Origin of the sequence: Anaeromyxobacter sp. SG66, assembly GCF_022690805.1 — a bacterium.
Taxonomy (GTDB): Bacteria; Myxococcota; Myxococcia; order Myxococcales; family Anaeromyxobacteraceae; genus Anaeromyxobacter; species Anaeromyxobacter soli.
Genome location: NZ_JALCZC010000001.1, coordinates 62,654 through 82,038, shown reverse-complemented (window position 1 = coordinate 82,038; position 19,385 = coordinate 62,654). Strand labels below are relative to the sequence as shown.

The 19,385-nt window shown below is 71.8% G+C and carries 17 protein-coding genes; 8 read left to right on the top strand and 9 right to left on the bottom strand.

The window, feature by feature from the left end; genetic code table 11:
- The first annotated feature begins 31 nt into the window (after nt 1-31).
- Both MNZ39_RS00350 and MNZ39_RS00345 read left to right on the top strand, forming a co-directional pair.
- A complete protein-coding gene (locus tag MNZ39_RS00350) occupies nt 32-811 on the top strand; it encodes a thioredoxin family protein (protein WP_242332991.1) in 780 nt (259 codons plus the stop codon).
- A gap of 48 nt (nt 812-859) precedes the next feature.
- The gene (locus MNZ39_RS00345; RefSeq protein ID WP_242332989.1) at nt 860-1,660 is read left to right on the top strand and encodes a DUF2182 domain-containing protein; all 801 of its coding nucleotides are present in this window, start codon (nt 860-862) and stop codon (nt 1,658-1,660) included.
- A gap of 31 nt (nt 1,661-1,691) precedes the next feature.
- Here the strand turns inward: MNZ39_RS00345 and MNZ39_RS00340 are convergent, their stop codons facing one another.
- On the bottom strand, nt 1,692-2,123 hold the full coding sequence (locus tag MNZ39_RS00340; RefSeq protein WP_242332987.1) for a hypothetical protein: 432 nt from the start codon (nt 2,121-2,123) through the stop codon (nt 1,692-1,694).
- Between the two features lie 16 nt (nt 2,124-2,139).
- On the bottom strand, nt 2,140-2,628 hold the full coding sequence (locus MNZ39_RS00335) for a hypothetical protein (protein ID WP_242332985.1): 489 nt from the start codon (nt 2,626-2,628) through the stop codon (nt 2,140-2,142).
- Between the two features lie 448 nt (nt 2,629-3,076).
- Between MNZ39_RS00335 and MNZ39_RS00330 the strand changes: the two genes are divergently transcribed.
- Together MNZ39_RS00330 and MNZ39_RS00325 are read left to right on the top strand one after the other, a co-directional pair.
- Nucleotides 3,077-5,053 carry an alkyl/aryl-sulfatase gene (locus MNZ39_RS00330; RefSeq protein ID WP_242332983.1) on the top strand — a complete coding sequence of 659 codons (1,977 nt, stop codon included), beginning with the start codon at nt 3,077-3,079 and terminating at the stop codon, nt 5,051-5,053.
- A 168-nt stretch (nt 5,054-5,221) separates the two neighbouring features.
- Nucleotides 5,222-5,386, top strand: a complete 165-nt coding sequence (locus tag MNZ39_RS00325; RefSeq protein ID WP_242332981.1) for a hypothetical protein — start codon at nt 5,222-5,224, stop codon at nt 5,384-5,386.
- 102 nt (nt 5,387-5,488) lie between these two features.
- Here the strand turns inward: MNZ39_RS00325 and MNZ39_RS00320 are convergent, their stop codons facing one another.
- The 6 genes from MNZ39_RS00320 to MNZ39_RS24750 all read right to left on the bottom strand — a co-directional run bounded on the left by MNZ39_RS00320 (nt 5,489) and on the right by MNZ39_RS24750 (nt 12,478).
- Nucleotides 5,489-6,619 carry a BMP family ABC transporter substrate-binding protein gene (locus tag MNZ39_RS00320; RefSeq protein WP_242332979.1) on the bottom strand — a complete coding sequence of 377 codons (1,131 nt, stop codon included), beginning with the start codon at nt 6,617-6,619 and terminating at the stop codon, nt 5,489-5,491.
- Nucleotides 6,620-6,677: 58 nt separating this feature from the next.
- Entirely contained in the window at nt 6,678-7,598 is a 921-nt protein-coding gene (locus MNZ39_RS00315; RefSeq protein WP_242332977.1) for an ABC transporter permease, read from the bottom strand.
- A complete protein-coding gene (locus MNZ39_RS00310; RefSeq protein WP_242332975.1) occupies nt 7,595-8,683 on the bottom strand; it encodes an ABC transporter permease in 1,089 nt (362 codons plus the stop codon). The genes MNZ39_RS00315 and MNZ39_RS00310 overlap by 4 nt, the downstream gene beginning before the upstream one ends.
- A complete protein-coding gene (locus MNZ39_RS24755; RefSeq protein WP_242332973.1) occupies nt 8,680-10,218 on the bottom strand; it encodes an ABC transporter ATP-binding protein in 1,539 nt (512 codons plus the stop codon). The genes MNZ39_RS00310 and MNZ39_RS24755 overlap by 4 nt, the downstream gene beginning before the upstream one ends.
- Before the next feature lie 7 nt (nt 10,219-10,225).
- Complete coding sequence (gpt, locus tag MNZ39_RS00300; protein ID WP_242332971.1) at nt 10,226-10,786, bottom strand: xanthine phosphoribosyltransferase; 561 nt, start codon at nt 10,784-10,786, stop codon at nt 10,226-10,228.
- Nucleotides 10,787-10,948: 162 nt separating this feature from the next.
- Entirely contained in the window at nt 10,949-12,478 is a 1,530-nt protein-coding gene (locus tag MNZ39_RS24750; RefSeq protein WP_242332969.1) for an OmpA family protein, read from the bottom strand.
- Nucleotides 12,479-12,775: 297 nt separating this feature from the next.
- Here MNZ39_RS24750 and MNZ39_RS00290 point away from each other — a divergent pair, with 297 nt between their 5' ends.
- From MNZ39_RS00290 to MNZ39_RS00275, 4 genes are all read left to right on the top strand, one after another.
- Complete coding sequence (locus MNZ39_RS00290; RefSeq protein ID WP_242332968.1) at nt 12,776-13,729, top strand: DUF481 domain-containing protein; 954 nt, start codon at nt 12,776-12,778, stop codon at nt 13,727-13,729.
- A gap of 55 nt (nt 13,730-13,784) precedes the next feature.
- Nucleotides 13,785-14,285 (top strand): rubrerythrin family protein, encoded by a 501-nt coding sequence (locus tag MNZ39_RS00285; protein WP_242332966.1) that lies wholly within the window; start codon nt 13,785-13,787, stop codon nt 14,283-14,285.
- Between the two features lie 145 nt (nt 14,286-14,430).
- Complete coding sequence (locus MNZ39_RS00280) at nt 14,431-15,414, top strand: MDR family oxidoreductase (protein WP_242332964.1); 984 nt, start codon at nt 14,431-14,433, stop codon at nt 15,412-15,414.
- 234 nt (nt 15,415-15,648) lie between these two features.
- Entirely contained in the window at nt 15,649-17,259 is a 1,611-nt protein-coding gene (locus MNZ39_RS00275; RefSeq protein ID WP_242332962.1) for a CARDB domain-containing protein, read from the top strand.
- 139 nt (nt 17,260-17,398) lie between these two features.
- On the opposite strand, the gene MNZ39_RS00270 is transcribed toward MNZ39_RS00275, so the two are convergent.
- Nucleotides 17,399-19,216: an Ig-like domain-containing protein gene (locus MNZ39_RS00270; RefSeq protein WP_242332960.1), complete on the bottom strand. Its 1,818-nt coding sequence runs from the start codon at nt 19,214-19,216 to the stop codon at nt 17,399-17,401.
- Between the last annotated feature and the right edge of the window lie 169 nt (nt 19,217-19,385).

The following is a 19,385-nucleotide window of genomic DNA, read 5'->3' as shown; positions in this document are numbered from 1 at the left end:
GCCCCGAAGCGTGACAGGAAGGGAGAGCGCGATGACGACGCACCACACCGGTACACGTGGAGAGTGGCTCGCAGCTCGGCTGGAGCTGCTCGAGGCGGAGAAGGAGCTGACGCGGCGCAGCGACGAGCTGGCGCGGCGGCGGCAGGAGCTGCCGTGGGTCCGGGTCGAGAAGGAGTATCGCTTCGAGACCGACGAGGGGAGCGCCTCGCTGAAGGAGCTCTTCCGCGGGCGCTCGCAGCTCCTCGTCTACCACTTCATGTTCGGGCCCGACTACGCGGCGGGGTGTCCGTCCTGCTCGGCGATCGCCGATGGGTTCAGCGGCTCCGTCGTCCACCTGGCCCACCACGACGTCACGCTCTCGGCCGTGTCGCGGGCGCCGCTCGCGAAGCTGCAGGCCTACAAGCGGCGGATGGGGTGGACGTTCCCCTGGGCGTCCTCGTTCGGCGGCGACTTCAACCTCGACTTCGCCGTCCATTTCACCGAGAGGCAACAGCGCGAGGGGGGCATCGAGTACAACTACCGGCGCGAGGGGGCGGCCTGGCAGCAGAGCGCGCTGGTCGGGGAAGACGGCGAGGGCCCCGTCGCCGAGATCGCGGCCATGACCGGCACCGACGTGGCCACGTACACGCGCGAGCGGCCGGGCGTGAGCGCGTTCGTGCTCGAGGACGGCGTCGTCTACCACACCTACTCCGCCTATTCGCGCGGGGTCGACGGGCTCTGGGGCATGTACCAGTGGCTCGATCGCGCACCCAGGGGGCGCAACGAGACGGGCGTCTGGTGGCGCCGCCACGACGAGTACTACAGGGGCTGAAGCGAGACCGGCGCTGCTGGCGCGGCTGCGGGACGGGAGATCTCACGCATGCTCTCCGAGCTTTCCGAGCGAGCTTCCCGGCAGAGGTTCCTGGGCGTCTCGGCGCTGCTCTTCGCTGGCAGCGCGGCGGTGACGATCGGCTGGTGCGCGTCGATGTCGGCCATGGGCGGGATGCCGATGCCCGGCGGCTGGACGATGTCGATGGCCTGGATGCGGATGCCCGGACAGACGTGGCTCGGCGCCGCGGCGTCCTTCCTTTGCATGTGGGTCGTGATGATGGTGGCGATGATGCTGCCGTCCCTCGTCCCCATGCTGAGGCGCTACCGCGAGGCCGTCGGCAGCACCGGCGAGGCGCGCCTCGGTCTCCTGACGGCGCTCGTGGGCGCTGGCTACTTCTTCGTCTGGACCGTGCTCGGAGTGGCCATCTTTCCGCTGGGGGTCGCGCTGGCGTCCGCCGAGATGCAGCAGCCGGCGCTCGCGCGCGCCGTGCCGATCGCGGTCGGCGGGGTCGTCCTCGTGGCCGGCGCCTGCCAGCTCACCGCGTGGAAGGCGCGGCACCTCGCCTGTTGCCGGGAGGCGCCGGGGCGCGGCCGCGCGCTGCCAGCCGGAGCCGGCACGGCCTGGCGCCACGGCCTGCGCCTCGGCCTTCACTGCACCTTCTGCTGTGCGGGTCCGACCGCGGTCCTCCTGGTCGTCGGAGTCATGGACCTTCGCGCGATGGCCGTCGTGACGGCGGCCATCACCGTCGAGCGTCTCGCGCCGGCCGGTGAGCGCGTGGCGCGAGCCACCGGGGCGCTCGCCGTCGGGGCAGGGTTGCTCCTCATCGCTCGAGCGGCCGGGGTGGGGTGACGCTCCGTGAGGGGTCGCGCTGCCCGACACTTCACGTCGCGCGGGCGACCTGGCGCAGCAGGCGCCGCGTCATGATCCGGTGTCCGCCGGTCCCGATCACGGCCGCACGGTAGAGCCGTCCGAGGACGCCGGGAAAGGCCGCGTGCGTCTGCGCGCGCAGGCGGCCGCCGTCGAGCACGAACGTCAACGCGTAGCTGGAGAAGCGGTGGCGACCGCGCAGGGCGAGCCGCCGCCCCGGCTCGGCCTCGACCACCCTGAAGCCCGGCACCGTCTCCCCCGGCCGTCCGGCGAACGCGGCCGTGCCCTGCGCCGGATCGCAGCCCAGGAGCCGCGCGAACGTCGCGCTGCCGCCCATCTCACGGCGCAGGACCTTCAGCAGCGCCGTCCAGACCGCGTCGGCGGGAGCGTCGATCGGCCGGCTGTGCTCGTCGATGTACGGCAGCGGCTCCATGGACAGGGTCACGCTCGGGCGAGGAGGTTCACGCGTGCCGATGCGACGCCGGGAGGCCGAAGCGCTCGACCGTCGCCCCCTCGAAGTCGAGCTCGATGAGCACGGCCGGCGCGTCGCCGATCACGGCGCCGTCGTGCCCCGGCTCGATCGCCACGACCTGCGGTGCCACGAGCTCGAGGGCGCAGCCATCCGGGTACTCGATCCGGATCGCGCCGCTCGCGAGGAAGCCGACGTGTCCGTGCATGCAGAGATCGGTGCCGACCTCCGGCTTCATGTCGACGGACCAGCGGAAACCCGGCGGATACACCACGCGCTTCACCCGCGCCGCTCCCGCGGGCCCGACCTCGAGCCGGACGTGGCCGACGTCCCTGCGGGTCGCGCCCCGGACCGGCTCGAGCGGCGTGGCGGCCACCGTCGAGCGGCGAGGGCGGCTCCCACGGGCAGTCGTCCGCTTCGCCGGCTTCGCGGCCTTGCTCGTTCGCCCCGCTCTCCTCCTCGGAACCTTCTTGCTCGCCATTGGGCCCCTCCGGATCGCGAGGGTCCATGCTACCAGACGCGACGTCACCCTCCGTCGAGCGGAGGTTCGCTCCGGGAGCGCCAGGGCCGGCGCTCTTCCGGTGAGAGAGCGTCCGCCTTGCTCGGGCGCGCCGCCGGCGGATGAGCGGGCGCTCGTCTCGCCTGCCATCACCGCGGTTCGCGGAGCCGCCGACCGATCGCGGTTCGCTGGCGCACGCGACCGTGTCACCCCTGCATCCCTCGCGGTGGTCGCGCCCCGCGAGCCTAGGGTGGGCCTGGGCGCGAGGCGCTCGAGGTGCGTGCCCGCGCCTGGGGGTGTCATGAACATCGCCAGCGTGAGGGGCTTCGCGGAAATCGCGCCGGAGCCGGTCGAAGTCGTTTCATCATCTCGGCGAGGGCCGTCGAACGGGGGCGCGACCGCAGGGGAGAGGACGACGCTCCGCCGCCTGATGATCGCCGTCGCGCTGCTGGCGGCGATCCTGCAGGCCACTCCGGCCGCGGCCGGATCGAGAGCGGGCCCTCGCAAGGCGACGGCCCCGGGGCCGGCCGAGCCGGCCACGATCGCGCACAACGCACAGGTGCTGCAGGAGCTGCCGTTCTCGGACCGCCAGGACTACGACGACGCGCAGCGAGGATTCATCGCCACCTTGCCGGACCTGACGATCGTGAGGGACGACGGGACGATCGTGTTCTCGCTTCAGGAGTTCGAGTTCCTGCAGCAGCCCGAGGCACCGGCGACGGTGAACCCCAGCCTCTGGCGGCACGCCCAGGTGAACCTCACCCACGGGCTCTTCCAGGTCACCGAGCGCGTGTACCAGGTCCGGAACTTCGACCTCGCGAACATGACGATCGTCGAGGGCCAGAGCGGCGTGATCGTGATCGACCCGCTGACCGCGACCGAGACGTCCAAGGCAGCCCTGGAGCTCTACTACCAGCATCGCGGCGTGCGGCCGGTGAAGGCCGTCGTCTACACGCACTCCCACCACGACCACTACGCCGGGGTGAAGGGGGTCGTCTCCGAGGCGGACGTCCTGAGCGGTGACGTGACCGTGCTCGCTCCCGAGGGGTTCCTGGACGCGGCCGTCAGCGAGAACGTCTACGCCGGCACGGCCATGTCGCGGCGGGCCTCGTACATGTTCGGATACCTCCTGCCCAAGACCGCCACCGGGACGGTGGACGACGGGCTGGGGAAGTCGCAGTCGGTCGGCACCGTCTCGCTCATCGCTCCCACGGACACGATCACGCGCTCCGGGGAGACGCGAAACCTGGACGGCGTGCAGATCGAGTTCGTGATGGCTCCGCAGACGGAAGCGCCGGCCGAGATGACCCTCTACTTCCCCGAGCTCCGGGTGCTGGACGCGGCGGAGATCGCCTGTCCGTTGATGCACAACACGCTGACCCCGCGCGGCGCCCAGGTGCGCGATCCCAGGAAATGGGCGGCGAGCCTGGACGAGCTGATCGCCCGGTACGGGAGCCAGGCCGACGTGCTCATCGCCTCGCACAACTGGCCGCGGTGGGGGAGGGGCCCGGCGGTGCAGCTCATGGCCGATCAGCGCGACCTGTACAAGTTCATGAACGACCAGACCCTGCACCTGCTCAACCAGGGTTACGTCCCCGTCGAGATCGCCGAGGTGATCAAGCTCCCCGCGAGCCTGGCGAAGCTGTGGTACGTGCGCGATCACTACGGCACCCTCAAGCACAACGTGAAGGCCATCTACCAGCGCTACCTCGGCTGGTTCGACGGGAATCCGGCCAACCTGGATCCGCTGCCGCCGGTCGAGGCCGCCAGGAAGTACGTGGAGTACATGGGCGGCGCGAGCGTGGTGACGGCGAGGGCACAGCAGGACTTCAAGCACGGAGAGTACCGCTGGGTCGCGCAGCTGATGAACCAGGTGGTCTTCGCAGAGCCCGACAACGTCGAGGCCCGCAAGCTGCAGGCGGCCGCCCTGGAGCAGCTCGGCTATCAGGCGGAGTCGCCCATCTGGCGCAACTTCTACCTGTCCGGCGCCCAGGAGCTGCGGGACGGGCTCGCGCCGGCGCCGGGAGGCGCGGCGACCGGCAGCGCGGACACGATCCGGTCGATGACGATCCCCCTCCTGTTCGACTACTGGGGCGTGCTCCTCGACGCGGCCAAGGCGAACGGCCAGCGCATGCTCCTCAACTGGACCTTCACCGAGCGCAACGAGAGCTACGCCCTCAACCTGTCCAACTCCGCCCTGACTCATCACCCGGGGCTCGACCCGGCGGCGGACGCGAGCTTCACGCTCGCCCGCGCGACCCTGAACGCCATCCTCCTCGGCCAGACCGACTTCCAGACGGAGGTGAAGGCGGGCAGGATCCAGGCGGTGGGCAACGTCCAGAAGCTCGCGGAGCTGATGGGCATGCTCGACAAGTTCGAGCCGCAGTGGCCGATCGTGACGCCTTGAGGCGTGCTTCGAGAGGGACCTCCCGCCTGCGCGCTCCGCGGAAGCCCGGGCGCTCTCTCGCGCGGCGCGGGACGGGGCGGCGAGCGCCCGCCCGCGCTGGCGGCCAGCGGTGGTGATGCCGGGCCTGGGCGGCCGCCCGGCGCTACCGTTGGGTGAGGGGGAAACGACATGAAGGGAAAGGATCAGAAAGAGCGCCGGACCGAGCCTCGCCCGGCCGAGCGTGAGACGCATGAGCGGGAGCGCACCGTCGCTCCGCCCATCGAGCGGGAGCACGAGACGGCGGAAGGCGTGTTCGAGGAGGACGAGGAGCGGCGCCACCACGAGCGCCAGTGACCGGTGACGCCGCCGCTCAGGCCTCGAGAGATGGAACGGCCCCCGGCCGGCGAAAGCCGGTCGGGGCCGCTGTGCTGCCGTGCCGTGAGACGGCCAGGTCGGCTACATGCTCGAGGGAACCTTCCCCTCGACGCCCTTCACGTAGAAGTTGATCGCGCCCTTCCACGTGTCGTCGGCGACGGCGTCCTTCGCGAGGACCTCCTTGCCCGTGTTGTCGACGACCGGTCCCTTGAACACCGCGACGGTGCCGGTCTTGAGCCCCTCGCGCGCGGCCTCGACGGCCTTCTTCGTCTCCTCGGGGAGGAACGCGGCGGGCTTCACGAAATCGAGCATTCCTTCCTTCACGCCCCACTTCGTGACCTCGGGCTTCCACCGCTTCTCGAGGATCTCGCCGAACGACTTCTCGTAGTAGACCGTCCAGTTCAGCGCGACCGAGCCGAGGTGCGCCTTCGGCGCGAACGCGCTCATGTCGCTGTCCCAGCCGAACCCGAACTTGCCGTTGCGCTCCGCGGCCTGGAGGACGGCCGTCGAGTCGGTGTTCTGGAGCAGCACGTCGGCGCCCTGGTTCATGAGCGACTGCGCCGCCTCCGTCTCCTTGGGCGGATCGAACCAGGAGTTGATCCAGACCACCCGCGTCTTCACCTTGGGGTTCACGCTCTGCGCGCCCAGCGTGTACGCGTTGATGTTCCGGAGCACCTCGGGGATGGGGAACGACGCGACGAAGCCGAGGGTGTTCGTCTTCGTCATCTTGCCCGCGACGACGCCCGCGAGGTAGGCGCCCTCGTAGAAGCGGGCCTCGTAGACCCGGAGGTTGTCCGCGGTCTTGTAGCCCGTGGCGTGCTCGAAGTAGACGTCCGGGTGGTCCTTCGCGACCTTCACCATCGCGTCCATGAAGCCGAACGAGGTGGCGAAGACGACCTTGTTGCCCTGGGCGACGAGGTCGCGGATGACGCGCTCGGCGTCCGGGCCCTCGGGGACCTTCTCGACGAAGGTGGTGGTGACCTTGTCGCCGAACTTCGCGAGCGCGTTCTTGCGGCCGAGGTCGTGCGAGAAGCTCCAGCCGGAGTCCCCGACCGGGCCCACGTAGACGAAGGCGGCCTTCAGCGGCTCGGCCTTCGCGGTGGGGGCGGCGGCGGGCGCGGGCGGCGCCTCTTCCTTCTTGGCGCAGGCTGCGAGCGTCGCCCCGAGGACGACGGCGCCGAGCGCGAGCTTGCGGACGAACGAACGAGTCATGTGGCTCCCCTCTCTCTAGGTGCGGTGGTGACTGCGGTGAGGCGCTGCGTCCCGCCGTTCAGGCGCCCGGGAAGAACGGCTTCCCGAGCGAGGCGGGCATGTTGAGGCGGATCCAGAGCGGATTCCGGGAGATGAGGACGAGGACGACGACGGTCGCGACGTAGGGGAGCATCGCCATGAACTGGCTCGGCAGCTCCACGCCCTGCGCCTGCAGGTGGAGCTGCAGCATGGTGACGCCGCCGAACAGATACGCGCCGAGGAGGATCCGGGCTGGCCGCCACGTCGCGAAGACCGTCAGCGCGAGGGCGATCCAGCCGCGTCCCGCGACCATGCCCTCGACCCAGAGCGGCGTGTAGACGACCGAGAGGAACGCCCCCGCGACGCCGCAGAGCGCGCCGCCCGTCACCACGGCGGCGAGGCGGATCCGGCGCACGCCGTAGCCGAGCGCGTGCGCGGACTGCGGCGACTCGCCGACCGCCCGCAGCACGAGCCCCGCGCGCGTCCGGTAGAGGAAGAAGGACGCGGCCCCGACGAGCGCGACCGCCACGTAGACCATCGGGTGCTGGCGGAAGAGGGCCGGGCCGAGGAACGGCAGCTCGCCGAGGATCGGCACCGCGTGGGCGCGCTGCTCGCCGAGCTGCCGCCCGACGTAGTCGATCCCCACGAACGCGGAGAACCCCGAGCCGAAGAGGCTCACCGCGAGCCCGGTCGCGTACTGGTTCGTGTTCAGCCACACCACGAGCCAGCCGAACACGGCCGCCACCGCCGCACCCGCCGCGGCACCCGCGGCGAAGCCCAGCCACTCGCTCCCCCCGTGGAACGCCGCCGCGAAGCCCGCGACGGCCGAGATGAGCAGCATGCCCTCGGCCCCGAGGTTCAGGATGCCGGCGCGCTCGTTGAGGAGCAGCCCGAGGCCGGCGATGGCGAGGGGCGTGCCCGCGGCGAGCGTCGCGGCGACGAGCAGGGCGACCTCGCTCAAGGCGCGGTCCTCCAGGTCCACCGGACGAGCCGGAGGCGGTGGTGGATGAGGGTGTCGCAGCCGAGCAGGGCGAGGAGCAGGATGCCCTGGAACACGCCGCTCACCGAGGCGGGCAGGCCGACGCGCGACTGCGCGAGCTGCCCGCCGATCACGAACGCGGAGAGCACGACGCTGGCGAGCACCGCGCCGAGCGGATGGAGCCGGCCCACGAAGGCGACGATGATCGCGGTGAACCCGTAGCCGCTCGCCACGTGCGGCGTGAGCTGTCCCATCGGGCCGGCCACCTCGAAGGCGCCGGCCACGCCGGCGAGCCCGCCCGAGAGGAGCAGCGTCGTCCAGACCGCGGATCGCGACGAGAACCCCGCGTAGCGCGCCGCCGCCGGCGCGGGGCCGCCGATCTGGAGCTGGATGCCGCGGTGGGTCCGGAACATGAACAGCCACATGAGGACGGCCGCGACGAGCGCGAACGCGAACCCCCAGTGCAGCCGCATGCCGCGCACGAACCGCGGGATCTCGGTCGCCGCCGCGAACTGCACGGTCTGCGGGAAGTTGAAGCCCCGCGGGTCCTTCCACGGCCCGAACACGAGCCAGGACAGGAAGAGGTCCGCCACGTAGACGAGCATCAGGCTGACCAGGATCTCGTTCGCGTTGAAGCGGTCCCGCAGGAGCGCCACGATCGCCGCCCACGCCGCGCCGCCCGCGGCCCCCGCCGTCACCACGAGCGGGAAGAACGCCCACGGCGAGAGCGCGACCGACGCGGTCGTGACCCACAGCGCGAGCCCGCCCCCCGCGATGGCGCCCATGAGGAACTGCCCCTCGGCGCCGATGTTCCACACGTTCGAGCGGAAGCAGAGCCCGAGGCCGAGCGCGCACAGGATGAGCGGCGTGCACTTGAGGCCCAGCTCGGTGAGCGCGCGCACGCCGTGGAACGGCTCGACGAGGAACATCGAGAGCACGCGCACCGGGTCCTTGCCGAGCGCGAGGAAGAGCACGCCCCCGGCGGCCACCGTCACCGCGAGCGCGATGAGCGGGGAGAGGACGCTCATCCTGAGCGAGGGCACCGGGCGGACGTCGAGGCGGATCATGGGCTCCCTCCGGCGAGCGCGGCCGCCTGACCGGGGCCGCCCGCCCACAGCCCGCTCATCCACTCGCCGATCTGCTCGACGGTCGCCTCGGCCGTCGGGATCGACGGTGAGAGGCGCCCCTTCGCGATCACGTGGAGCCGGTCGGCGAGCGCGAAGAGCTCCTCGAGCTCCTCGGAGACGACGAGCACGGCGCACCCCGCGTCGCGGAGCGCGACGAGCTCCGCCCGGATCTGCGACGCCGCCCCGACGTCCACGCCCCAGGTCGGCTGCGCCACGACGAGCACCTTGGGGACGGCGTCGAGCTCCCTGCCGACGATGTACTTCTGGAGGTTGCCGCCCGAGAGGCTCCGCGCCGCGGCGGACGGGCCCGCGGCCTTCACCCAGTACCGCCGGAGCACGCCGGAGGCCTGGTCGCGGAGCGCGGCGCGGTCGATCCAGCCGAACGCGCGCAGCGCCTCCTTGCGCGTCAGCAGCATGTTGTTCGCGAGCGAGAGCGCCGGCACCGCGCCGCGGCCGAGCCGCTCCTCGGGGACGAAGTGCAGGCCGCGCTTGCGGCGCGCGGCCGCGCCCATCCGGCCGATCGGCTGCCCGAAGAGCTGGATCGCGCCGGCGTCGGCGCGCGGGTCCTCGCCCGAGAGGGCCGCGAGCAGCTCCTGCTGGCCGTTTCCGGACACCCCGGCGATGCCGACGATCTCTCCTGCGCGGACGTCGAGCGAGACGTCCTCGAGCGCGACGCCGAACCGGTCGTGGCTCTCGAGGGTGAGCTCCCGCGTCGAGAGGGCGATCGCGCCGGCGCTCGCGGGGCGCCGCTCGAGCCGGGGCGGCTCGGCGCCGATCATCAGGCGCGAGAGGCTCGCGGTGCTCTCCCGGGTCGGATCGCAGCTCGCCACGACGCGGCCGCCGCGCAGCACGGTGCACTGGTGGCACAGCGCCACGATCTCGTGGAGCTTGTGGCTGATGTAGAGGATCGAGCAGCCGGTGGCGGCGAGCTTCCGCAGCGTCTCGAACAGCTTGTCGGCGGCCTGCGGCGTGAGCACGGCGGTCGGCTCGTCGAGGATCAGGAGCCGCGGGTTCGCGAGGAGCGCCCGGACGATCTCGACGCGCTGGCGCTCGCCCACGGACAGCACGTGCACCGGCCGGTGCGGATCGAGGTCGAGGCCGTACTCGGCCGCCTTCCCGCGAATCCCCTCGACCACCTCCCGCAGGCTCACCGTGCGGGACAGGCCGAGCCAGACGTTCTCCGCGACCGTGAGCGAGTCGAACAGCGAGAAGTGCTGGAACACCATGGCGATGCCGAGCGCGCGCGCGTCGTGCGGGCTGCGGATGTCGGCCGGCGCGCCGTCCCAGAGGAGCTCGCCGGCGTCGGGCGCGACCGCGCCGTAGGCGATCTTCATCAGCGTCGACTTGCCCGCGCCGTTCTCGCCGAGGATCGCGTGGATCTCTCCGGGCGCGACGGCGAGCGCGACGTCGTCGTTCGCGACGACGTCCCCGTAGCGCTTCGTGACGTGCCGAAGCTCGAGGCGCGGTGCGGTCACGGAGCCGTCACTCCGTCTCGCGCCGCTGCCGGATCGGAGAGACGAACCGGTAGTCGATGTCCCAGGGGAAGTAGATCCACTTCTCCTGCCGGAACTCCTTCACGAACGTGTCGACGATGGGGCGCCCGAGCGGCTTGGCGTAGAGCGTCGCGAAGTGCGCCTTCGGGAGCCGCTCCCGGACCGCCTGGGCGGTCCGGCCGGTGTCGACGAGGTCGTCGATGAGGAGCCAGCCGTCGCCGTCGCCCTGGACCGTCTTCAGCCAGCGGAGCTCGCCCTGCTTCTGCTCCGCGCCGCCGGACTCGCCCCCGCCGTAGCTGACGATGCAGACCGTGTCGATGAGCCGGATGTCGAGCTCGCGGGCGACGAGCGCCGCGGGAACGAGGCCGCCGCGCGTGATCGCGATGATGCCCTTCCAGTCACCGAGCTCGTGCAGGACGCGCGAGAGGTAGCGCGTGTCGCGGTGCAGCTCCGGCCAGGAGATGACGATCTCGTCCTTGTACGGACCCTCGTCGGACGGGACCGCACCCCGACCCTTGCCGGGCGAGGAGTTCGTCGGGTCTGTCGCCATGGCGTGTTCTACCGGATGGGGCTGACAGCGCCGACAGGCGGGCGGATGGCCGCCTGAGTCAGGCGACGCCGGGCGGCAGGCGCTCGAGGGCATCTGCGCCAATGAAGAAAAGAGGCCCCCGGCGAACCGGGGGCCTCGAGGTTTCGGCGAAGCGGAGGCTCGCTACTCGGACTGCACGATCGAGATCTCGACCCGGCGGTTGGCCTCGCGACCCTCCGGCGTGTCGTTGGACGCGATCGGGCGGCTCGGGCCGTAGCCCTTCGCGGACAGCCGCGCCTTGTCGACGCCGCGGGCGGCGATGGCCTTCGCGACGGCGTCGGCGCGGGCCTGCGAGAGCCGCTTGTTCAGGGCCGCGCTGCCGCTCGAGTCCGCGTGACCTTCGACCTGGACGCGCTTGATCTCGGGGTGCTCCTTCAGCACGTTCGCGATGTCCTCGATGAGCTTGTCCGACTCGGGGCGAATGGTGGCCTTCCCCGCCTCGAACTGCACCTTCTCGCGGAGCTCGATCTTCTTCGCCTCCGGCTGCACCACGACGCGCGGGCAGCCCTGGTTGTCGGCAGGGCCGGCCTGGTCCGGGCACTTGTCCTGGTGATCCGGGACGCCGTCGCCGTCCGTGTCCTTCGCCGGGCAGCCCTTCAGCTCAGGGAGGCCCTTCTCGGTCGGGCACGCGTCGTCCTTGTTCGCGACGCCATCGCCATCGTCGTCGAGGTTGGGGCACTGATCGGGCGTGTGCGACTGCCCCGGAGCGCAGGGATCCACCGGCGCGGCCGCGGCCGGGGGCGGCGGAGGCGGCGGCGCCGCCTGCTCGGGGGCGGCCTCCTTCTTCGCGCGCGCGCCCTCCATGCCGAAGGCGAGGCCGACGACGCCGCGCCACTCGGGCGTGCCGATCGCGTTGAAGAACCCCGGGCCGCCGAGCGCGAACAGCTCCGCGGGGCCGAGGACGGCGCGCAGGCCCGCGAGGACCTCGGCGGTGCTCGGGCCGGCCTCGAAGGGCGTCGCGCCGCGGAACGACAGCTCGGGCCGGATGGTCCCCTTCATCGCGATGGTCGCCCCGTAGATCACCTCGGAGCCCACGTTCGTGTTCTGGATCTGCTCTCCCTCGCGCGCGACGAGGCCGCCTTCCGCGCCGATGATCACGTTGCCGAGGTCGCGGCCGAGCTCCAGCTTCAGCAGCGCCGCGGGCTTCGAGAACTTGGCGAACGCGCCCGCCGTGCCCCAGGGAGGCAGGAACTCGCCGGCGAAGGCGACGTTCACCGGCGAGGCGCCGTCGCGCTGCGAGAGCGCCGAGATGCGGATGCCGAACGAGGGCATCCCGAAGCCGTCGCTCTTCGCGGCCGAGAGGCCACGCTCACCGTCCTGGTTCAGGACGTAGCTCGCGCGGGCGTAGAGCTCGACGCGCTCCACCGGGACGTAGTCGAGCGTGAGGTGGAGCGTCTGGCGGTCCTTCACGATCGCGTCGCCGGTGCGGCGGCCGAACAGCTCGGTGCCGTGCCGCACGAGCGGCCGATGCTCCCAGTCGCCCGCAGCGGAAAGGCGGAAGCTCCTCGCGGGATTCACCTCACCCGTCCCGACGACGAGGGAGCCGATCGCGGAAGGGTCGAGCTGCAGCCGCTCGAGCTCGAACGATTGGGCCGACGCGGCGTTTGCGAGTGCCGCAAGCACCGCGAACGTCAGGATTCTGACTTTGGTCACTTTTCAAGCCTCATGTTGAAGGGGGGAGTAAGCGAACGGGCGCAAATTACCTCCAATGCCTGACAGCCGGGCATTGAATCGTCCGCTCCTCTCCATCTGTGGCCCACCTTTCGGGCCGAGGATGGAAAGGTACCCCGGAGAGCTACCCTTATGGCCGCATTCGCCTAAAATGGCGAGCGTGCTTCACGCGCCCGTCCCGCTGGTCGCCGAGAAGCGCGCTCTTTTGCCGCACGATTCCGAGCCCGGAGCCCGTGCGCTCGCCCCCTCGATTCCGACTCCGAACCCCCCGAGACCGACATGACCACCGCCGCAATGCTCCTCGCCACGTTCCTCGTGGCGCAGACCGAGGCGCCCGCCGCGACCACCGCGGCGGCCCCCGAAGTCGCCGCCGATCGCGCGGCCGCCGCAGCCGAGAAGGCGGCTGCCGCGGCGCTCCTCGCGGCAGAGGCTGCCGCCCGTGCGGCCGACGCCGCCGCCCGGGTCGCGGCCGTCGTCCCCGCCCGCTTCGAGGTCCCGGCTGCGCCCCCGGCGCCGGCGCACGCGGTCCCGACGAGCTGGTCCAGCACCGTCGGGCTCGGCCTCATCTCGCTCACCGGCAACTCGAACACGGTGACGTTCAACGCGAACGCGGCCGCCGAGCGGAAGAGCGCGTCGTGGATCTGGGGCGCGAAGGTCTCCGCGAGCTACGGGCAGAACCGCGTGGCGGGCGTCACCGGCTCGCAGACGGTGGCGGAGGCGGCCGGTGCCCAGCTCCGGCTCGATCGGCGCTTCGGCGAGCGCTACAGCGCGTACGTGCTCGGCGCGGCGGAGACCGACCACGTGAAGAGCGTCGAGCTCCGCGGCACGGGGGAGGTCGGCGCGACGGTCGTGTGGGTGGACGCCGGCGGGCCCTCCGGCTGGAAGACGAGCCTGCGCACCGACCTCGGCTTCCGGCTCGCGAACGAGGCCCGCTACCAGTACTACCCCACCGCCGCGCAGCTCCCCGACGACACCCTCTACGCCCCGCGCGCCGGGCTCGGCTTCAGGTACGCCATCTCCAAGGACGTCCTCTTCGCCGAGGACGCCGAGGTCCTGCCGAACGTCGTCGGCGAGAGCAGGGTCGTCTTGAACAGCCTCTCCAAGATCTCGACGCGCCTCTCGCGCTCGCTGGCGTTCGGGGTGTCGTTCACGGTGAATCACGACAGCCGGCCCGCGCCGACGAAGGTCTCGACGGACACGGCGCTCGGGCTCACGCTGGACGTGCTGCTGTAAGAGCGCCGGCGCTCGCCCGTGGTATCCATCTCGCCTCGCAAACAGGAGACCCACCATGCCCGCCACCGTCGATAACCTGAAGGTCGCCTTCGCCGGCGAGAGCCAGGCGAACCGCAAGTACCTCGCGTTCGCGCGCCAGGCCGAGAAGGAGGGCTACGCGCAGATCGCGAAGCTCTTCCGTGCCGCGGCGGAGGCCGAGACGATCCACGCGCTCGGACACCTCGCCAACATGGGCGGCGTCGGCTCGACGCTCGAGAACCTGAAGAGCGCGGTGGCCGGCGAGACCTACGAGTACACCGAGATGTACCCGCCCATGGTGGAGCAGGCCCAGCGCGAGAACCACAAGGCGCGCTACCTGCTCGGGTTCGCGAACGCCGCCGAGAAGGTCCACGCAGGGCTCTTCGGTCAGGCCCTGAAGGCGCTGGAGTCCGGCGCCGACCTCTCGACGATGGAGGTGTACCTCTGCCCCGTCTGTGGGGACGTCGAGTTCGGCACGCCGCCGGACAAGTGCCCGGTCTGCGGCGCGCCCCAGTCGAAGTTCCAGCTCGTCGCCTAGCTCTGGACGTGGCGAGGTCGCTCTGCGGCGCCGGCTCTTCCCGGGTCGCGAACGCAGCACCTCGGATGCGGCTCGAGCGCGCCGAGCGAACCATGAGATCGTGACGCTCTCCCGTCGAGTGGGGACGGGCACGGAGGAGGCGCGAATGTTCAAGGCGATCGTCGTGGAGAAGTCCGCCGCGGGGCACGAGGCCCGCCTCGCCGAGCTCGACGAGGCGCAGCTCCCGGAAGGCGACGTCACCGTGCGCGTCGAGTACTCCACCCTCAACTACAAGGACGCCCTCGCCATCACCGGCGCGTCGCCGGTCGTGCGCAAGTACCCGATGGTGCCGGGCATCGACCTCGCCGGCGTCGTGGAGGCGAGCGGCGATCCCGCGTGGTCACCGGGCGACAGGGTGTTGCTCGACGGGTGGGGCGTGGGTGAGAGCCACTTTGGCGGGCTCGCGCAGAAGGCGCGGGTGAGGAGCGCGTGGCTCTTGCCGGTGCCTGCGGCCTTCACGTCGCGGCAGGCGATGTCCATCGGCACCGCGGGCTACACGGCCATGCTCTGCGTCCTCGCGCTGGAGAAGCACGGCCTGAAGCCCGGCGACGGCGAGGTGCTGGTCACCGGCGCCGCGGGCGGCGTGGGCAGCGTCGCGATCGCGATCCTGTCCAGGCTCGGCTACAGGGTCGTGGCCTCCACGGGGCGCGCCGCCGAGGCGAGCTACCTCCAGTCGCTCGGCGCCGCGGAGGTCATCGACCGCGCCCAGCTCTCCGCGCCGGGCAAGCCGCTCGGCAAGGAGCGCTGGGCCGGCGCCGTGGACTCGGTCGGCAGCCACACGCTCGCGAACGTCTGCGCGACGACCCGCTACCGGGGCGCCGTCGCGGCCTGCGGGCTCGCGCAGGGCATGGACTTCCCGGCCACGGTGGCGCCCTTCATCCTCCGCGGCGTCACGCTCTACGGCGTCGACAGCGTGATGGCGCCCAGGGCGCTCCGCCTCGAGGCGTGGTCGAGGCTGGCGCGCGACCTCGACGCGACCAAGCTCGACGCCATCACGCACGAGATCGGGCTCGGCGAGGCGATCGGGGCGGCCCGCGACGTCCTCGCGGGCAAGGTCCGCGGGCGGCTCGTGGTGAACGTGAATCGCTGAGCGGTGAGGGGCCGACGGGCGCGCGAGCGCGCGATTCCGGGACCTCGCTCGTGACTCGCTGGAGCGGCTGGCGCAACCGCGCCGCCCGCCGCGCGCGTGGCGTCCCTGCGACAATCCGCCCGCGCCGCCCGTGCGCTGAGCGTGCTAGCGATGTGTGCTTCACAACCAGTCATGAGGCGGTCGCGCATGGGGCGAGCTCCCGCTCCAGGCGCGGGCGCCTCGCGGAGGAGTTGGATGCGCTCGAAGCTCTTGGGTGTCGTGGTGGCCCTCGCGGTCGGCTCGTCGGCGGCCGCGCTCGACGGGCCCAACCTCGTGGTGACGCGGCTGGACGTGCCCGCGGTCGTGAACAAGGCGGAGCCGGCCACGTACGTGGCGACGGTGAAGAACATCGGCAATGTCGCCACGAACTCGCCCGGCGGCGTGTACGTGGTGGTCTACTTCTCGTCCGACGCGACCATCACGCCCGACGACCCGGCGTGGGCTTCGGGCTGGTTCTCGGACTTCGCGCCCGGGCAGGAGAAGACGGTCGCGATGAACGTGCCGGCCGGCGGAGGCTCGGGGCCGGGGGTGTTCTGGGCCGGCGCGATCGTGGACGGCCCCGACGGCTACGGCGGCGCGCGCGTCCCCGAGACGAACGAGGACGACAACACGCTGCTCGGGACGCAGATCACGGTCACGCAGTCCGACCTGGCGGTCACGGGGATGGCAGGGCCGACGAGCATCCAGGCAGGCGAGACCGTCACGGTCACCGCGCACCTCAAGAACCTCGGGGACGGGCGCACGAGCGGACCCATCGGCGCGAGCGGGTTCTATCTCGCGGCGTACGTCACCGGCGACGCGAACATCACCGAGTGTGACGACGCCGGCTTCGACTGCGACCTCCAGCGCGCGCTCGTCTGGGTGGACACGATGGCTCCTGGTGAGGAGCGGGACGTCGTGCTCACGTTCAGCTCGACCATTCCCGGGTACATCGGCCTGCTCGCGGACACGGGCGAGAACCCGGCGAAGGGGACGTTCGTCTACGAGCGCGACGAGTCGAACAACGCCCTCGTTCCGGCGTTCACGGCGGTCGGGCCGGATCTCGTGGTGACGCGGCTGGACGTCCCCGCGGTCGTGAACAAGGCGGAGCCGGCCACGTACGTGGCGACGGTGAAGAACATCGGCAACGTCGCGACGAACTCTCCCGGCGGCGTGTACGTGGTCGTCTACTTCTCGTCCGACGCGACGATCACGGCAGACGACCCGGCGTGGGCTTCGGGCTGGTTCTCGGACTTCGCGCCCGGGCAGGAGAAGACGGTCACGATGAACGTGCCGGCGGGTGGCGGCTCCGGGCCGGGGACGTTCTGGGCCGGCGCGATCGTGGATGGTCCCGACGGCTACGGCGGCGAGCGCATCCCTGAGACGAACGAGCGCAACAACACGCTCCTGGGGAGTCGGGTCACGGTCACGCAGTCCGACGTGGCGGTCACGGGGATGGCCGGGCCGACGACCATCCAGGCAGGCGAGACCGTCACGGTCACCGCTCACCTCAAGAACCTCGGGGACGGGCGCACGAGCGGCCCCACCGGCGCGAGCGGGTTCTACCTCGCGGCGTACGTCACCGGAGACGCGCAGATCACGGAGTGTGACGACGCCGGGTTCGACTGCGATCTGCAGGTCGCGCTCGCGTGGGTGGACGTGATGGCTCCGGGTGAGGAGCGGGACGTCGCGCTGACCTTCAGCTCCACCGTCCCCGGGTACGTCGGCCTGCTCGCGGACACGGCGGAGAACCCGCAGAAGGGGACGTTCGTGTACGAGCGGGACGAGTCGAACAACGCCCTCGTCCCGGCGCTCGTCGCGCCGTGACCGACCGCGGTCAGGAACCGCCGGTTCGATTCGCAGCCCCCCGGCCTCCCTCTCCACGCGGCGAGGGAGGCCGGGGAACGGCGCCGGCGCGACGCTCGAGAACCTGAGCGCCGCGCCATCCGTCGGTCGGGCGCGGCGATCAGAGCGGCTCGCCGCCGAACCCCACCGTCGTGATGAACACGTCCGTGTTGCCCGCGTTCGTGGCGCCCGGGAAGGCGCCCGCCGTCGAGCCCACCACCACGACGCCGTTGGCGCCGATGGCGATCGCCGAGCCGTGATCCGACGCGGCGGTCCCGATGCTACGCATCCACAGCTCGGTACCCGCGGGATCGAGCTTCATCACGAACGCGTCCCTGCCGCCGAAGCCACCGCCGTCGGTGAAACCGACGACGTAGACGTCTCCCGCCGCGTCGAGGGCGACCTGGCTGGGCATCTCGAAGGCGGACCAGTCGAGCACCCGGGTCCACAGCACGGCTCCGGTCGCCCCGTCCAGCTTGACGAGGACGACGTCGGTGTTGCCGGAGCCGACGACGGTGCGGTGGCCGGCGGCGTAGACGTCGCCCGCGGCGTCGAGGGCGATCGTGGTCAGGACCTGCGAGACGGTGAGGTCGCTGAGCCGCGTATCCCACCGGACGCTCCCGGCCGCGTCGAAGGCGGTGACGAACGCGCCCCCGGCCGGCGAGGTCGGGCCGCAGAAGCTCGTCCCCGTCGTGTTCGCGAAGCAGCCCGACACGACCGGCCCGGCCGCGCTCGACGCCACGTCGAACGCAAAGCCGGGCACCACGGACGTCACCGCCTGCTGGAGCCCGGCGCCGTCCACGGTGGCGACGAGGCTCCCTCCGCTGCCCATCGCCGCGACCAGCACCCCGTCGCCCCCGGGCGCCGCCGCCACCGACGCGATCTGGGTGAGCGTCCAGCCGCTCGCGACGATGCTGGGCTGCGACCACTCGTGGAGCCCCGCGGCGCTCACCTTCTCGAGAGACGAGCCCAGGTACGAACCCCCGTCGGTCACGAACGAGGTCGTCCACCGCTGCGCCACGAGGTACACGTCGCCCGCCGCGTCGATCGCGGCGGAGGACACCCGCTCCGCGTCCGCGCTCCCGAACTGGCTCGTCCACACGGGCGCGGCGAGCGGGTCGAGGTTCGCGACGAAGGCGTCGCTCAGCCCCGCGCTCGTGAAGCCCGGGAACGCGTCGCCCACGACGCCGGCGAGGAGGAGGTCTCCGGCCGAGCCGAGGAACACCGCCGTGGCGCGGTCGCCGCCGGCGGTGCCGAGCTGCCGCACGGTCCCCGGGTACGACGGCAGCGCCGTGGTCGCGACGTGGAGCGAGGCGACGCCCGCCGTGCCCCCGTAGGTCGCCACGATCTGCGCGTCACCGTCGCGCCGCGCCGTCACGAGCCCGAGATCGTCGACGGTCGCGACGCTGGGATCCGTGCTCGCCCACTGGGGCGCCGCGATCACCAGCTCGCCGCTGGGAGCCCGGATGATCGCCGTCGCCTGGGCCGTTCCCCCGGGCACCAGCTCCATCACGAGGGGCTGCACCACGATCGACACCGGCCCGATCACCACGCTGACCGGGAGCTGCCCGGACCTCGGCACCATGGGGATCGAGACGGCGGCGTTCGTCCCGCGCGCCACGTCCACCGTGACGGATCCCTCGTGCGTGATCTCGCCGGTGGTGTCGTAGCCCCGCGCGCGGATCGTGCGGGCGGTGCCAGGCGAGACCCTGATCGTCCCCGCGGCGACCCCGTCGACGGCGGTGAGGTTGAACACCAGCGGCGTCGCGAGATCCGGCGCCGTCACGTCGATGACGATGACGTCGATGGGCGTCCCCACGACGACGGCGGTGACGCTCAGCGCCGTACCGTCACCTTCTCCTCCGGAGCGCTGCGTACCGCACGCGGTGAAGACCAGCGACGCGAGCGCCAGCGCCAGGACCGTCCCTCTCGATTGCATGTGTGCCCCCCGTAGGCATGTCGCCGCCAGGAAGGCGACCTGGCGGCCAGGGGCCATGCAACCGGGTTGGCGAGCGGGGGTGCAACCGTCCTTCCCGGGCTCACGTCATGGCTTAAGGCTGACGAGGGGCGCCGCGACGCCCTCCCCGGCGAATCTGGGCGCAGCCCCG

Coding starts and splice junctions, on each gene's coding strand:
- MNZ39_RS00350 (WP_242332991.1), top strand. CDS start 32: ATGACGACGCACCACACCGGTACACGTGGAGAGTGGCTCGCAGCTCGG.
- MNZ39_RS00345 (WP_242332989.1), top strand. CDS start 860: ATGCTCTCCGAGCTTTCCGAGCGAGCTTCCCGGCAGAGGTTCCTGGGC.
- MNZ39_RS00335 (WP_242332985.1), bottom strand. CDS start 2,628: ATGGCGAGCAAGAAGGTTCCGAGGAGGAGAGCGGGGCGAACGAGCAAG.
- MNZ39_RS00330 (WP_242332983.1), top strand. CDS start 3,077: ATGATCGCCGTCGCGCTGCTGGCGGCGATCCTGCAGGCCACTCCGGCC.
- MNZ39_RS00325 (WP_242332981.1), top strand. CDS start 5,222: ATGAAGGGAAAGGATCAGAAAGAGCGCCGGACCGAGCCTCGCCCGGCC.
- MNZ39_RS00320 (WP_242332979.1), bottom strand. CDS start 6,619: ATGACTCGTTCGTTCGTCCGCAAGCTCGCGCTCGGCGCCGTCGTCCTC.
- MNZ39_RS00310 (WP_242332975.1), bottom strand. CDS start 8,683: ATGATCCGCCTCGACGTCCGCCCGGTGCCCTCGCTCAGGATGAGCGTC.
- gpt (WP_242332971.1), bottom strand. CDS start 10,786: ATGGCGACAGACCCGACGAACTCCTCGCCCGGCAAGGGTCGGGGTGCG.
- MNZ39_RS00290 (WP_242332968.1), top strand. CDS start 12,776: ATGACCACCGCCGCAATGCTCCTCGCCACGTTCCTCGTGGCGCAGACC.
- MNZ39_RS00285 (WP_242332966.1), top strand. CDS start 13,785: ATGCCCGCCACCGTCGATAACCTGAAGGTCGCCTTCGCCGGCGAGAGC.
- MNZ39_RS00280 (WP_242332964.1), top strand. CDS start 14,431: ATGTTCAAGGCGATCGTCGTGGAGAAGTCCGCCGCGGGGCACGAGGCC.
- MNZ39_RS00275 (WP_242332962.1), top strand. CDS start 15,649: ATGCGCTCGAAGCTCTTGGGTGTCGTGGTGGCCCTCGCGGTCGGCTCG.
- MNZ39_RS00270 (WP_242332960.1), bottom strand. CDS start 19,216: ATGCAATCGAGAGGGACGGTCCTGGCGCTGGCGCTCGCGTCGCTGGTC.